12 protein-coding genes and 2 tRNA genes are annotated in these 14,071 nt (G+C 42.6%); 7 read left to right on the top strand and 7 right to left on the bottom strand.

Annotated elements, in window-relative coordinates:
• Positions 1-175 precede the first annotated feature (175 nt).
• From IOD06_RS11290 to IOD06_RS11275, 4 genes are read left to right on the top strand one after another with little or no spacing between them, the layout of a single operon-like run.
• On the top strand, positions 176-1,369 hold the full coding sequence (locus IOD06_RS11290; RefSeq protein ID WP_194620964.1) for a homoserine kinase: 1,194 nt from the start codon (positions 176-178) through the stop codon (positions 1,367-1,369).
• Positions 1,370-1,417: 48 nt separating this feature from the next.
• Positions 1,418-1,750 carry a hypothetical protein gene (locus IOD06_RS13650; RefSeq protein ID WP_227670025.1) on the top strand — a complete coding sequence of 111 codons (333 nt, stop codon included), beginning with the start codon at positions 1,418-1,420 and terminating at the stop codon, positions 1,748-1,750.
• Positions 1,751-2,674, top strand: coding sequence for a class II glutamine amidotransferase (locus IOD06_RS11280; RefSeq protein WP_189586999.1), 924 nt, complete (start codon positions 1,751-1,753; stop codon positions 2,672-2,674).
• Between the two features lie 8 nt (positions 2,675-2,682).
• Positions 2,683-4,341, top strand: coding sequence for an RNA-binding domain-containing protein (locus IOD06_RS11275; protein ID WP_194620963.1), 1,659 nt, complete (start codon positions 2,683-2,685; stop codon positions 4,339-4,341).
• Positions 4,342-4,504: 163 nt separating this feature from the next.
• Here the strand turns inward: IOD06_RS11275 and IOD06_RS11270 are convergent, their stop codons facing one another.
• Together IOD06_RS11270 and IOD06_RS11265 are read right to left on the bottom strand one after the other, a co-directional pair.
• Complete coding sequence (locus IOD06_RS11270) at positions 4,505-5,059, bottom strand: YchJ family protein (RefSeq protein ID WP_194620962.1); 555 nt, start codon at positions 5,057-5,059, stop codon at positions 4,505-4,507.
• A 44-nt stretch (positions 5,060-5,103) separates the two neighbouring features.
• Complete coding sequence (locus tag IOD06_RS11265; protein WP_189585836.1) at positions 5,104-5,820, bottom strand: metal-dependent hydrolase; 717 nt, start codon at positions 5,818-5,820, stop codon at positions 5,104-5,106.
• Positions 5,821-5,933: 113 nt separating this feature from the next.
• On the opposite strand from IOD06_RS11265, the gene IOD06_RS11260 reads away from it, so the two are divergent.
• Positions 5,934-6,974, top strand: coding sequence for a DUF3025 domain-containing protein (locus IOD06_RS11260; RefSeq protein WP_194620961.1), 1,041 nt, complete (start codon positions 5,934-5,936; stop codon positions 6,972-6,974).
• A gap of 288 nt (positions 6,975-7,262) precedes the next feature.
• The gene (gene acnA / locus IOD06_RS11255) at positions 7,263-10,091 is read left to right on the top strand and encodes an aconitate hydratase AcnA (protein ID WP_194620960.1); all 2,829 of its coding nucleotides are present in this window, start codon (positions 7,263-7,265) and stop codon (positions 10,089-10,091) included.
• A 248-nt stretch (positions 10,092-10,339) separates the two neighbouring features.
• Here acnA and IOD06_RS11250 read toward each other — a convergent pair whose 3' ends face one another.
• Positions 10,340-10,798, bottom strand: coding sequence for a hypothetical protein (locus IOD06_RS11250; RefSeq protein WP_194620959.1), 459 nt, complete (start codon positions 10,796-10,798; stop codon positions 10,340-10,342).
• Between the two features lie 32 nt (positions 10,799-10,830).
• Complete coding sequence (locus IOD06_RS11245; protein ID WP_194620958.1) at positions 10,831-11,484, bottom strand: LysE family translocator; 654 nt, start codon at positions 11,482-11,484, stop codon at positions 10,831-10,833.
• 507 nt (positions 11,485-11,991) lie between these two features.
• Here IOD06_RS11245 and IOD06_RS11240 point away from each other — a divergent pair.
• Complete coding sequence (locus IOD06_RS11240) at positions 11,992-12,900, top strand: DMT family transporter (RefSeq protein WP_194620957.1); 909 nt, start codon at positions 11,992-11,994, stop codon at positions 12,898-12,900.
• A 201-nt stretch (positions 12,901-13,101) separates the two neighbouring features.
• Here the strand turns inward: IOD06_RS11240 and IOD06_RS11235 are convergent.
• The 3 genes from IOD06_RS11235 to IOD06_RS11225 form a co-directional block, all read right to left on the bottom strand.
• A tRNA-Glu gene (locus IOD06_RS11235) sits at positions 13,102-13,177 on the bottom strand.
• Between the two features lie 157 nt (positions 13,178-13,334).
• Positions 13,335-13,410: transfer RNA gene (locus IOD06_RS11230), tRNA-Ala, on the bottom strand.
• Between the two features lie 122 nt (positions 13,411-13,532).
• Positions 13,533-13,898 carry a hypothetical protein gene (locus IOD06_RS11225; RefSeq protein WP_194620956.1) on the bottom strand — a complete coding sequence of 122 codons (366 nt, stop codon included), beginning with the start codon at positions 13,896-13,898 and terminating at the stop codon, positions 13,533-13,535.
• Positions 13,899-14,071: the final 173 nt, after the last annotated feature.

Here is a 14,071-nt window from a genome sequence, read left to right as displayed (position 1 = left end):
TTATAATCAATTCTCTCAATGCGCTAGTCTAGCAAAATCACCGCCATATCAGGCAGATTTTCGCAAGATTATTACGCTTTTCGCTATCGTTTGCTCAGGCGCGTTACAATTGTCGCCATTGCTGTTTAAATCTATCCTATTTAACTTTTTATTTAATTGCCAAAAGTGAGATGTCATGTCCGTCTATACCCAGTTAACCAATGATCAGTTTGCCGCCTTTTGTCAACGCTTTGGCGTCTCGTTCGCGCGCGCCATTCCGATTACCCAAGGTATCAAAAACTCTAACTGGTTTATTCAGACGACTGATGATGTAGATGGTGCGCACTCTTATGTATTTACCTTATTCGAAGAGCGTCCACCAGAAGACATCGAAAAAATGGCGGTCATTTTAAATCAATTAGACGGTAAGTTACCGGTCGCTGCGCCATTGGCATTGATTGATGATGAAGGACTAGATAGTGATAAAAATAGTGGTGATAAACGCTATGTTATCCATTATGACGATAAAGCCATTACCCTAGTTCCGTGCTTATCGGGCGCGCATCCACAGCAAACCACGCAAGCGATGTGTCATGAAATCGGTGCCGCCTTAGCGATGCTGCACGAGACCTTGCAGGCGTTGCAACCTGCGGAAGAATACGGCGTACCTTTGTATCCATGGTCAGAAGTTCGCGACCGTGAAATGCAGTTTATGCCCGGTGACGAAGCTAAGCTCATGAGTGATATTTGGCAATCTTATACAGATTTGCCGCTTGCCACTTTGCCAAAAGGCTTGTGTCATTTAGACATGTTTGCTGATAATACCTTATGGAACTTATCGTTAAATAATAGCCAAAAAGGTGAAGAGCGCTTAACGGGATTGCTAGACTTTACCGAAGTCAGCGTCGAGCATTATGTGATGGATATTGCCATTACAATTAATGATTTTTGTACCACGTGGGGCGATGCCGAGCAAGGCGAGTCAGTGAATTTCGACCGCAATAAGATGGCGGCATTTTTACAAGGCTATGAGTCAAAACGTCCACTTGGCAACGATGAAAAACGTGCGTTATCGGTTATGCTGGCAAAAGCGGCCGTTATTTTTTGGCTGTTACGTTTGAATGTTATCCATTACAACCGTACCGAAGGGCGTACGGGCGATAACATCATGGTCAAAAATCCTGACTTGATGAAACGCCTTGCTGCTTATCATTGGGCTCATGTAGAAAAACCGCAAAATAATACAGTATTTGTGCTTTTGGGGAATAAAGTAGACAATCAAGTAGTCGGTGTCTTTAGCAACGTCACGCAAGCCGAGCAAGCACGTGAAAAATTGAGCAATAGTAGTGAGTTTGCAATCAAAGAATATACGCTAGATCAATTATCGTAAACATTGCTTACGCATTTATTCTAGTACCAAAACCTTAGAGGCGACCCCATGACCGATCAAGTTGATAACTGGCACAAACTGGCACGCTACGACACCAATATGCAAGGCGAGCTGCATGCCAATCTGCTGCGCAACAATGGCATTACCGTGTCCTTGCAACCGCTAAGCGCCATTCCAGGGATGAATTCTGGTGTCGTCCTGTGGGTAGAAAACACGGATTTGGCACAAGCCCAGCGTATCCTAGATGGTGTTGAAAGCGATGATAGTACTGGAGCGGATTTATTGGCTAGTATGAGTGATATAGAACTTGGTATTGTGTCAGGTAGTCCGGTCAATCAAAGCCCAGCAGATAACCAATTTAATAAAGGCGGTAACGCATAAATGTGTCAACTCCTAGGAATGAACTGTAATACCCCGACGGATATTGGTTTTAGCTTTGCTGGTTTTCGCAAGCGCGGCGGCATGACGGACAGTCATGAAGATGGCTTTGGCATTGCGTTTTTTGAGCGTAGCGAGTGTGCCAATGATGACAGCTCTAAGCGTGATGAGTCGGCAAATGCCTCAACGGGACTGCGCTTGTTCCATGACAACCGACCAAGCCATCTGTCACCAGTCGCTGATTTGGTCAATAACTATCCAATCAAAGCCATGAACGTCATTGCGCATATTCGTAAAGCGACTCAAGGGCAGAATTGCTTGGCGAATACCCATCCTTTCGTTCGTGAAGTTTGGGGCGAGCAGTGGGTGTTTGCGCATAATGGACAGATGAATAGTGAATTTATCAAACGCTGTCAGCGCTTGCAAGACAACGGTAACGCCTCACATTGCCAGCCAGTAGGCAATACTGACTCTGAAATGGCATTTTGCTATTTAGTTAATCGCCTAAAAAGTAGCTTTAAGTCGCGTCCCGATGATCAAACGCTGTTTAATTTTTTGACTACTCAATGTCGTTATTTATCCGCCAACGGTCTATTTAATTGTCTAATATCGAATGGTCGATGGCAATTGGCTTATGCCGGTAGCTTATTGTTTTATCTCACGCGCCAAGCACCTTTTGGGGAAGCCAAACTGTCAGATGATGACTTGGCAATTAACTTTGGTGATGTGACGACGGATCAGGATAAAGTCACTATTTTAGTGACCGTTCCACTCACTGAAAATGAAAAATGGCAACAGCTGGCGGTCAATGAATGTCTCATCTTCCAAGACGGCGAGATTCTGTTTAAAGACAGCCCAAGCCAGCGTAAGTTTTTGACGATTGAGGAAGGTATTGCGGTGGCACGAGCGGTTGGAGCGAGTGTTTAGGGGATGATATGAACCATGATGAGCTTTTAGAGTTACTCGATACTCTTATTGAATGTTGGGAAAATGAAGTTGTCGAATTTAAGCGCGGTAAAAAAGAGTTCTCTTTATCTGATATCGGGAAGTATTTCTCAGCTATATCTAACGAAGCTAATTTGCGAGGGCAAAGTTTTGGCTGGCTAGTATTTGGTATTGATGATAAAACCCGACAAGTCATTGGCACAGACTACAAGGCTAAGAGTTCTGAACGTATCCAAGCAGTGAGTCAGCAGATTTCTCAAGATACGCAACCAACAATCACCTTTAGAAATATTTTTGAATTGCAACATCCTAAAGGGGGTGTTGTTATGTTTCAAATTCCAGCAGCACCTAAAGGTTCGCCAATATCTTACAACGGGCATTACTACGCTAGAGCTGGTGAAAGTTTAGTAGCACTAGGATTGGACAAGTTAAATGAGATTAATCAACAAGAAAAATGGATAGATTGGTCGGCACAAATAGTATCAGAAGCGACTATAAATGACCTAGATCCGGATGCATTAAATAAAGCAAAGCAAGGTTTTGCTAGAAAAATGGATCAAAGGCTAGAAAGCCAAGCAGTGCTTGAGCTAGATGATTTAGATTTTCTAAACAGAGCTAGATTAACTGAAAATGGCAAAATTACTAGATCTACGCTTTTACTTCTTGGCAAACCAGAGTCAGCTAGATTTCTTTCACCTCACCCTGCGGCTATGGTATGGAGCTTAGAAGCGGAAGAAAGAGCTTACGAACACTTCTATCCACCTTTTTTATTAACATCAACACAGCTATACCAGAAGATACGTAATTTCCAAATACGAATTTTACCTGATGATGAGCTCATTCCTGTTGAAATCGATAAATATAATCAACGTGTCGTTTTAGAAGCTTTGCATAACTGTATAGCCCATCAGGACTACACTAAAAACTCTAGAATTATCGTGTCTGAAAAAATAGATCGTTTAATTTTTGAAAGTGAAGGAAGCTTTTTCGAAGGTAAACCTGTGGATTATGTAACAGAAGAGAGAAGACCAAAAAAGTATCGTAATTATAAGCTTGCCCAAGCTATGGTTCAATTGAATATGATTGACACAATGGGTTATGGAATCCATGAAATGTACGAGAAACAGGCGAAGCGCTATCTGCCGTTACCTGATTACGATTTGACAATGCCTCAGGCTGTTAAGTTAATTATATACGGTGATGTTGTAGACCCTGCATATAGCAAGTTATTAATTAAAAATACAGATTTATCAATAATGGAAATTATAGCTTTAGATAGAGTTCAAAAGGGTCAAAATATTTCTAAAAGTATGGCTAAGGAGTTACAACGGAAGAACCTTATAGAAGGACGAAGACCTAACTACTATGTATCATCATCAGTGGCAGAAGCCACTAATAAAAAAGCTAAATACATACGTAATAGGATTCAAGATGATACTTTTTATATGCAACTTATTTTAGACTATATAGACAAATACGAATGTGCTACAAGGCCTGATATCGATAGCTTGCTAATACCAACACTTAGTGAAGTTCTCGATGAAAAACAGAAAGTCACTAAAATAGGTCATTTATTGACGAAACTTAGAAAAACAGAAAAAATAGAAAACGTTGGAGTGGGTCGGTACTCTAAGTGGGTTATGAAGTGAGAGAAGCATTTTAATTGAGAGAGGTTTGAGAGAGAAAAAGCCTAAATGAGAGAGAGAAAGAGCGATAATTTTTTAAAGTATTGATATATATGGTTTTTATAAAATGAATAATTATAACTAAGCTAGTAATTTGAGAGAGAAATATTGAAAAATGAGAGAGAAGCTAAACCAAATAAACACCACAACACCTCTTAAACTTCTCTCCAGAACCGCAAATACACGGCTGCTTTTGGCTGACAGTCATCTCGACCGTCGGGTCTAAAAAATACCAACGCTCATCATTATTGATTTTGTCTGTCACCTTCACAAAGGCAGACAACTCATGATGTGCTTGCAAATCCTTATTTGTCTTGAAATAAGCCTTAAACTCAACCTGCGCATGGCGTTTACCAAGTTTTGCTGTATGCGCTACGATTTCTAATCCTGCCCAATCTGTTTCTTTTGCCCAAGACTCAATCGCCTGAATATCTAGCAATTTTTGCTGTACAGGTAGCGAGGTCTTAACGATATATTCTGGCTTGACCAATACAAAGGCGCTATAACGCGACCGCATGAGACGCTCAGCAGAGTCCGCTTTTACGCCATCTGTCTTATCAGCTTCTTCGCTCAATAAACTGTCATGATAAGGCTGACAGCAATCTTTATAAAGTAGCGGTGAGCTTATAACGTTTGATGATGGGTTAACTTGGCAAGGGCAGGTTTGTAGGGAAATCGACATCATTTACTCGAGTTGTTATTCATTTTTTAACAGTTTTATAAATTTTAATTCAGCCAGTTTTTTATCAATTCTGGCCATAGACCGATTTTAAGTTTCGCCCAAGGTGCTGGGTCACGTAGTTGCTGCCAAAATTCATCGAAAGGTGGCGCAAAGTAGATCAAGAGCGCAAGGATGACATACAGCAGCAGATACCACCATTTATCTTTATGCTGGTAAAACTTCATCGCCGTACCCGATGAGCGCTTCATTTTCATATTTGATAAATTAACGCTATATAGCTCATCTAATGCCAAATGTACCATTGCGCCACTGAATAAAAACAAACCGTAAAACCAGCTGGCCGTCAGTGGAAGTTGTAGCACGCTGTAGCTTAGGTAGGTTAGCCCCAGACCCAGTATCGCCATATAGGGTACAGAATGCATGACGCCGCGATGTACGGTCATGGTGGTAAAGATATGAAAAACCACGTAACGCATAAAACCGTAGCCAGCTAGCCATAATGCTATTAGCGCCAATAAGCTCAGATCACTACGCCAATGCATCACCAGACCAAAGGCAAAGATAAACGAGGTAATATTAAAACCCAGCTTAATCGGTGTCGAATTATCAGAATCCAAATCAGGCAGCAGCCCACCGATGGTACCGAGCGCTACACACATCAAAAACCCTGAATCATCAATCAATCCCGCTTTGTAAACCGTCAAACTCAGCGTACCACTGGCCATGAATGCGACATTTAGGTGGGTATTAAAATTTGCCATAAAGATTTGCCATAAAATATCGCTAAAAAGGGTGCTTAAAGCTGCCTATCTCGCAGCAAAAAAGCGCTCTATGATACCATAGACAAGCCCTACGTCTAATAGAGATACACCCCATGACCTTCATTGATTTATCCATCACACTCCATTCTGATGTACCTATTAAAAGCCTGTCTACACACGACGGTAGTCTTGATAAAAGCTTTGCTGAAATCGATTGGCAAGCGCCGTGGTTGGCTCATTTACACCAATTGGATTATATCAGTAACGCCATCGCTCAGCTCAGTGAGACAAATGCTGAAGGCTTTGATAATGCTGAAGGCTCTCATAAAGCTGAGGGCTCTAATGAAGCTAAACCAAAGAGTCGGCCTGACGTGATCGCTAAGGTTTTAAACGAAGCGTTAAACCAGCAAAGTGAGCATTTGCAAAGCCAATTACCTACCACCAATCCTACCCAAGATAATCAGGCACACACGCTAAACTTTGTCTCACAGCATGCATTGCCAGAAGGCGAAGCGTACGAGAGCTTTATCGCCACGACGGGTAATATCCCGACACGTGACAACTTGCATGATTTATTCAACGGTAGCATTTGGCTGACCTTTCCGAAGACTAAAGCACTGCTCAATTATTATCATATGGCGGAGATTGCCCATCAGGGAATTGGCGCTAGCAGAGGACGCGTCCGCGATACCATCACCGTATTTGATGAAAATGGGGCAGTGCTAGTGACGTCTGAGCCATTTATTGGCGAGGCGCTGATTGATTTTAATTGGCAAGCAAGTTTGGTAGAGTCACGTAATAGCTGGGACAATCCACAGCAACTGAATAGTCAGTCTCAGACTGCGGTTTATATTTTTGGTCATGCACTGCTGGAGCAATTAATACAACCGCGCAAACCTTTGTGTGCGCACAGTATCGTTATTGATGTGTCGCAGGATTTTTTTAGTTTATCGTTGTCTGCACGCATGGTCTATTTGGACAGCAAAATTGCTCAATATATGGATAAATTGTTGTCACAAGATAACGTCACACCGCGTCAGCTTGCCCCTTTGCCTATTTTGGGCGTGCCGTATTTTTGGGCAGAAAATGCCGATGTGAGCTTTTATGATGACCCTTGTGTGTTCCGTCATGGTCGTCGCAAAAGCAAAAAGTGAAAAATCATTGAACACCTTATTTATAAACCGCTAAGCTGCTGTTGCGTTTACGATTGTGCCACGATTTGACTACGTCTAGGCGTTAACAAAGCGCTCTAGATTTGTTATGGTAAAGGAGAGTCGTTATGAACGATGCAAGGTCTAATGATTTTTCTTCGAAATTCCAACTATGAAAATACAAAATTCATTTAAGCCTTTTTCAAACGAATACCTTTATAGCAAATCCATCTAGCCACCAGTTATAACAATAAATTCATAACAATCTACCCAGTAGATAAGGAAGCTACCATGAGTGATATCTTTGACGTAAAAGACACCCTGTCGGTCGATGGCAAGGAACATGCCTACTACAGCCTGCCTGAGCTGACCAAAACCTATAGCAATATCAGTAAGCTGCCATATTGCATGAAAGTCGTATTAGAAAACCTATTGCGTAACGAAGACGACGGTCAATCTGTCGGTAAAAACCACATCGAAGCGGTTGCCAATTGGGACGCAGGTGCTGAAGCTTCAAAAGAAATTGCCTTTATGCCTGCTCGCGTCGTCTTGCAGGATTTCACTGGTGTGCCTTCAGTAGTCGATTTGGCAGCTATGCGTGATGCGGTGGTTGAGCTGGGCGGTAAAGCCGAGCAAATTAACCCGTTTATCCCTAGTGAATTGGTCGTCGATCACTCCGTACAAGTCGATGCTTATGGTCGCGAAGACGCGCTAGATTTGAACGAAAAGATCGAATTTAAGCGTAATAATGAGCGCTATGAGTTTTTGCATTGGGGTCGTAACGCCTTTGAAAACTTTGTCGTCGTACCACCAGCGACCGGTATCGTCCATCAAGTCAACCTTGAGTACTTAGCACGTGTGGTGATGGCTGCTGACGTAGATGGAGAATTAACCGCTTATCCTGATACGGTGTTCGGTACTGACAGTCATACTACGATGATTAATGGTATCGGTGTGCTTGGTTGGGGTGTGGGCGGTATCGAAGCAGAAGCTGCCATGCTTGGTCAGCCATCATCGATGCTGATTCCACAAGTCGTTGGTTTTGAGATGGCGGGTAAATTAACCGAGGGCGTCACCGCAACCGATTTGGTATTGCGTGTGGTTGAAATGCTGCGTGCTCATGGCGTGGTTGGCAAGTTTGTCGAATTCTACGGTGAAGGCCTACACAGTATGCCGCTCGCCGATCGTGCGACGATTGCCAATATGTCGCCAGAATATGGTGCGACTTGTGGTATTTTCCCAATTGACCAAATGGCGATTGACTATCTGCGCTTATCAGGTCGTGACGAAGCTCAAATTGAGTTGGTCGAAAAATATGCCAAAGCACAAGGTATGTGGCACGATGCCGACACCCCAGCAGCGACCTATTCAAGCAACTTGCATTTAGACTTGTCCTCAGTACAGCCTGCGCTTGCTGGTCCTAACTTGCCACAACAGCGTATCAACTTATCTGATATGCATGAAAAATTTGGCGAAACCTTAGAAAAAATGACCAAAGACCGCAAATCGGAAGTCGAAGGTAAAGTACGTTTCGACCAAGAAGGTGGTGAGCAAGAGCAAGCTGAACACTTAGCCGCACAGCCAAAAATCGATGATGATCAAGACGATGGCTATCAGCCTGCCAATGGGGTTTTCTCCACGGTAAAAATTGATGACCGTGATCATAAGTTGCGTGATGGCTCAGTCGTTATCGCAGCGATCACCTCTTGTACCAACACCTCAAACCCTGCGGTGATGATTGGTGCTGGGTTGGTAGCGAAAAAAGCTGCTGCCAAAGGTCTCAAAGCTAAGCCTTGGGTGAAAACCTCGTTGGCACCTGGTTCTAAAGTCGTCACTGATTACCTAGAAAAAACCAAGCTAATGGATGAGCTAGAAAAAACAGGCTTTTACTTAGTCGGTTATGGTTGTACTACTTGTATCGGTAACTCAGGCCCGCTTCTCGAATCTATCGAGAAAGGTATTGAAGAAAATGACTTGGTCGCTGCGGCTGTACTGTCTGGTAACCGTAACTTTGAAGGTCGTATCCACTCGCATGTGAAAGCAAGCTACTTGGCGTCACCGCCATTGGTCGTCGCTTATGCACTCGCTGGTACGGTCGATATCGATATGACTACCCATCCGCTAGGTCAAGACCAAGATGGCAATGATGTGTTCCTAAAAGACATCTGGCCAACATCAGAAGAGATCAATGAGCTGATTGCCAATAATATCGATGCTGAAATGTTCCGCAAAAACTACGGCGAAGTGTTTGACGGTAGTGCTGCTTGGAACGCCATTAGCTCAGCCGATAGCCAGTTGTATCCATGGGATGAAGAATCGACCTATATCAAAAACCCACCATTTTTTGATGGTATGACCATGGAGCCAGACGGTATCCGTGATATCGAAGGCGCACGCATTTTAGGTCTGTTCGGTGACTCAATCACGACCGATCACATCTCGCCCGCTGGTAATATCGATCCTGACTCGCCTGCAGGTAAATACTTGCAAGAGCGCGGTGTTATGCAAGCCGACTTCAACAGCTATGGCTCACGCCGTGGTAATGACGCGGTCATGACCCGTGGTACTTTTGCTAATATCCGTATCAAAAACACCATGATGGGCGGTAAAGAAGGCGGCTATACCTATTACTTCAAAGGCGACAGCGCCACGCTACAAGACGGTGAAGAAATGGCCGTTTATGATGCCGCGATGAAGTATAAAGAAGACAAGCGTCCGTTAGTCGTCCTTGGCGGCGCGGAGTATGGTTCTGGCTCTAGCCGTGACTGGGCAGCTAAAGGTACTATTTTGCTCGGCGTAAAAGCGGTACTAACCAGCTCGTTTGAACGTATTCACCGCTCAAACCTAGTCGGCATGGGCGTGTTACCATTGACCTTTAAAGAAGGCGAAAACGCTGAGACTTACAAGCTCGATGGTTCAGAAGTGATCAGTATTAGTGGTCTCGATAATGGTGAAAGCAAAACCGCCAAAGTCACCGCTACTCGTGCTGATGGATCAGCAGAAACCTTTGAGGTCAATGTCGGTCTACAAACGCCAAAAGAGCGCGAATATGTGCGTCATGGCGGCGTGTTGCACTATGTGCTACGTCAATTGGCGGCTGAGAATAAAGACGCTGCTTAGTGACTGATTAGAGTGAGCATGACAAAAAGCCCAATCCCACTAAAATAGGAGATTGGGCTTTTTTATTGGGTGAGGAAAAAGGAAACTATAGTCAAAATATTCCAGAAACGCTACGATACTGCTGATATCAGTTTTTTGTAGCCTCTGTCTGCTCAGGCACAGCAAGCAAGAAAAATTGATATCAGCAGTGCGTGATGTATCGATATTACTCTTTACTGACTATCGTATCTGGAAACTATTTCATTGAATCATTTGAAGTTCTCATTCCAGCTCTCCTTAAATACTTTATTTAAGAACGTTTCTTTATCGAGGCTACCGTCATTGTTCAAGCAAGTCTTATCGACAAAAAGATAATTCGTCCAGTTAATATCAGGAGACAGTTCATTGATTTCATTTACTATGTCAACTTCGCCAATGTCAGAAAAATCTCTAGTAATCAGTCTTTGAGCCAGCTCTAAAATGCGACTCTTTGTTCTATACTCATAAGAATTTGGATATTCAGAAATTTTATCCAAAAATCCCTCGTAATTTATACTTAAATCTTCGTTTACATATTCCTCACTCCAGAATATATAATCACTCCAAAATGGATCGGGTGATAATTTATTTACTTCAAGATTTATTTCTATTTGCCTTGCTTCTGAGCATGTGGCGTTAAGTAACTCTTCAAGTAATAAAGTGATTTTCTGCTTAGTGTCATCGTTCATTATTATTTCCCTCATCATTTATTCCCATTGCTTCAACCTTTCTCAGTCAACAGCCTAATTCCCAGTCCTATAAACACCACACCACTGATTCTATTTAACATCGTTTCAATAGAGGGGTTTTCCCGCAGGCGTGTACTAAATCGTGCAGCTAATAAGGCCAAACACAAGCACCAAACAAAACCAGTTACAGCAAAGGTTAGTCCCAACATTAAAAATGACAGCATGCCATAGGCGTAACTAGCGTCGATAAATTGAGGGAAAAAAGCTAAAAAGAACAAGGCGACTTTTGGATTAAACACATTGGTCAACACACCTTGCTTATAGATTTTCCAGCCGTCGACATCCTTTTGGCTAGTAACGTGCTGATCTTTGGACAAACTATTCGTTATTGAGTTCGAGCTTTTGCTCGTTAGCATCTTAAAGCCTAAATAGCACAAGTAACTGGCACCAATATATTTCACGAGCATAAATGCTGTAGGAGAGTTGGCGAGTAATACTGATAACCCGAGCGCCGCCAATAACGTATGCACCAAAATACCTGAGGTGATGCCCAACACCGAATAAAACCCTGCTGTTTGCCCTTGCGCCATACTACGGGTAATGATGTACATGCTATCGGTGCCGGGTGTTAGGTTTAACAGAATAGCCGCCAAAATAAATCCTAGATAATTTTCAATACCGAACATCGTAATCACCTCCCTTTGATAGCTCTAGATATCCCTATGTTATAGTCAATCCTCTATAAATTGGATACGGTGTCAAGCTTGCTTAGTCTACTACTTGTAGTACTTTCACTCGCCTTCCTTGTATCCAAATTATACTGAACCGACTATATAGAGTGTTTATATATTTTATAAGTTTTTATAGGATAGATAGTAGTGAGCTTAAGTTGAATTAGCAAGAACACCCATCTTTTATCAAATCCTATCACGCCCGATATCCGCAAAATCAACCTCGTTCAAACCAATCTTATTCAAACCAAGTTATCTCAATCATTACAAACCCGCGCTACATTCAAATTTTCGTCTTGCCAAAACTCAAGAATTCTTACTTATTTCTTGATATCTATCCTGCAAAAACACATAAAAACAGCATCTCTAAAGCCATTAAAACGTTATGATCACAATATTTTTTATGACTTAACCAACCCATTTAACACCGCTAAATAAATAGCCAGCCAAATTGAGTACACCATGACCAGACGCGACCTTATTACCTTTTTTGCACTTTCCTTTATGTGGTCGCTCTCATTTATATTTTATCGGGTGGGTGTTCCTGAGTTTGGCTCGTTGGCATTTGCCAGCCTGCGCGTGGTATTTGCTGGCTTAACCATGCTTATTTTTGTGTTAATCAGCGCAAAAAATCGCAAAGGTATTAAAGAAAGCTACAAAATGCTGACCGTCGTTGGTTTGTTCTCCGCTGCGATTCCCTTTGTGCTATTTTCCTTTTCAGCGCAGACTGTAAACGCTGGAGTATTGGCGGTACTTAATGCTTCTGTGCCAATGATGAGCGGCTTTATTGCCAGTACGTTCTTTAAGGAAAGACTGACTAAGCGCCAAACGCTAGGGTTGGTGATTGGCCTTGTTGGGGTGATTATTTTGATGAGTGAGAACTTGTTTGGTGCGCAAGGGCAGGGCTTGGGGACGGATTTAGGCTCAGCGTTGTTACCGATGGGTTATGCGCTATTTGCCTGTGTTGGCTATGCGATAGGGGCAAACATCACTAGGAACTATCTGTATGACATCTCACCGATTGCTATTACGGCAGGCTCACTAATCATCGCAAGCGTGGTAATGATGCCAATTGCTGTATATAAATTCCCTTATGGCGCAAGCATTAGCCTGCAAGCTTGGGTATCGGTGATTTGTATTGGGGTGTTTTCGACCGCCATTGCGCTTATCTTTATGAACCAGTTGATCAAAAATATTGGCCCGATGCGCGCGACCAGTATTACGCTGGTTATTCCCATTTTTGCGATATTTTTTGGTTATGTGTTGCTTGGCGAGGCATTGGATATCGGCGCTATCATTGGCTCAGTCGTGATTCTGTTTGGCACTTATCTATCATTAAACTTGTCGTTAAAAGGCTTGGTCAAGTCGTAAACGATTTTATCGGACAGGCTAGAAGTTTGTCCGACAAAGTCTTAAGCGGTGATTGAGAGTTGCAGTAAGCCATTATAAAAATAACAGACATAAAAAATCCCAGTCACCGTATGATGACTGGGATTTTTCATTGTTCGCTTATTAGTCTAACCTGATGCCTAAAGGTGCTAAGCAAAAGTGCTAACAAGTGACGCCGTATAGTGGCGTCCCCAGGGGGATTCGAACCCCCGTTACCGCCGTGAAAGGGCGGTGTCCTAGGCCTCTAGACGATGGGGACGCATAGAGTGTTATAACCAGTGGTTACAACGGTACTTCACAATATCAGAGCGCTTATCTATTAATAATAGAGCAAGCCTTGCCTAGGTGCTGATATCGTCCTACTAGCGAGTATTTATTCTAAAGTGTCAGTAAACTGAGCTTTGTCTTAAATAGTATGGTGGAGCTAAACGGAGTCGAACCGTTGACCCCTTGCATGCCATGCAAGTGCTCTACCAACTGAGCTATAGCCCCTCGCTAAGAGTGTGCGTATTTTAGGTAACAGCAGCCTTCTTGTCAACCACTATTTTAAAAATAATGCATAAATATGCGAAAAAACGTGGTTAAAGCGATTTTAGCTGCTTAACAAGCCCAAATTAGCGTGGATTTTGCTTGAGAGCGATCTCTTTGATGGCTTTATCGGTAAAGAATTCTTCTTCGGTGCCATCTGAAAAAATAATTGCACTGCATTCTGTGGGGATATATTGTCCACCTTTTTGTTGTACTGTGCTGATTCCTTTAAAGCCAACGATGTCAGATTTTTTTAATCGATCGACATTATGATTGGTATAACCACAGTAAGTGGTGTATATCCACTTCAAATCTTCAAAGTCCTGACCCTTTGTCAGGGTCAGCTTGGCATCATAAAGCTCTTTTACGATGGCATCATAGTATTTCTGCGCTTCTTTTAGCGTGTTAAAGACATAATCTTTACTTTCTATCGTGACAGTTTTGGCGGCCATGTTTATTTCCAATTAAGAGGTTTGATAGTAGAAGGGTATAGTCAGGTCAATATAAAAAAGAGACAGCGTGACGGATATAAATTTTTTGTAGCCTCTGTCTGCGTAGGCAAAGCAAGCAAGAAAAATTTGTACCAGTCACGCATCATAATGTCGTGTATCCATTTTATTTAGTG

The organism is Psychrobacter sp. N25K4-3-2 (assembly GCF_015351755.1).
Taxonomy (GTDB): domain Bacteria; phylum Pseudomonadota; class Gammaproteobacteria; order Pseudomonadales; family Moraxellaceae; genus Psychrobacter; species Psychrobacter glaciei.
Note: the sequence above shows the minus strand (reverse complement) of the source record. Positions and strands in the feature narration are given on the sequence as shown.

Coding starts and splice junctions, on each gene's coding strand:
- IOD06_RS11290 (WP_194620964.1), top strand. CDS start 176: ATGTCCGTCTATACCCAGTTAACCAATGATCAGTTTGCCGCCTTTTGT.
- IOD06_RS13650 (WP_227670025.1), top strand. CDS start 1,418: ATGACCGATCAAGTTGATAACTGGCACAAACTGGCACGCTACGACACC.
- IOD06_RS11280 (WP_189586999.1), top strand. CDS start 1,751: ATGTGTCAACTCCTAGGAATGAACTGTAATACCCCGACGGATATTGGT.
- IOD06_RS11275 (WP_194620963.1), top strand. CDS start 2,683: ATGAACCATGATGAGCTTTTAGAGTTACTCGATACTCTTATTGAATGT.
- IOD06_RS11270 (WP_194620962.1), bottom strand. CDS start 5,059: ATGTCGATTTCCCTACAAACCTGCCCTTGCCAAGTTAACCCATCATCA.
- IOD06_RS11265 (WP_189585836.1), bottom strand. CDS start 5,820: ATGGCAAATTTTAATACCCACCTAAATGTCGCATTCATGGCCAGTGGT.
- IOD06_RS11260 (WP_194620961.1), top strand. CDS start 5,934: ATGACCTTCATTGATTTATCCATCACACTCCATTCTGATGTACCTATT.
- acnA (WP_194620960.1), top strand. CDS start 7,263: ATGAGTGATATCTTTGACGTAAAAGACACCCTGTCGGTCGATGGCAAG.
- IOD06_RS11250 (WP_194620959.1), bottom strand. CDS start 10,798: ATGAACGATGACACTAAGCAGAAAATCACTTTATTACTTGAAGAGTTA.
- IOD06_RS11245 (WP_194620958.1), bottom strand. CDS start 11,484: ATGTTCGGTATTGAAAATTATCTAGGATTTATTTTGGCGGCTATTCTG.
- IOD06_RS11240 (WP_194620957.1), top strand. CDS start 11,992: ATGACCAGACGCGACCTTATTACCTTTTTTGCACTTTCCTTTATGTGG.
- IOD06_RS11225 (WP_194620956.1), bottom strand. CDS start 13,898: ATGGCCGCCAAAACTGTCACGATAGAAAGTAAAGATTATGTCTTTAAC.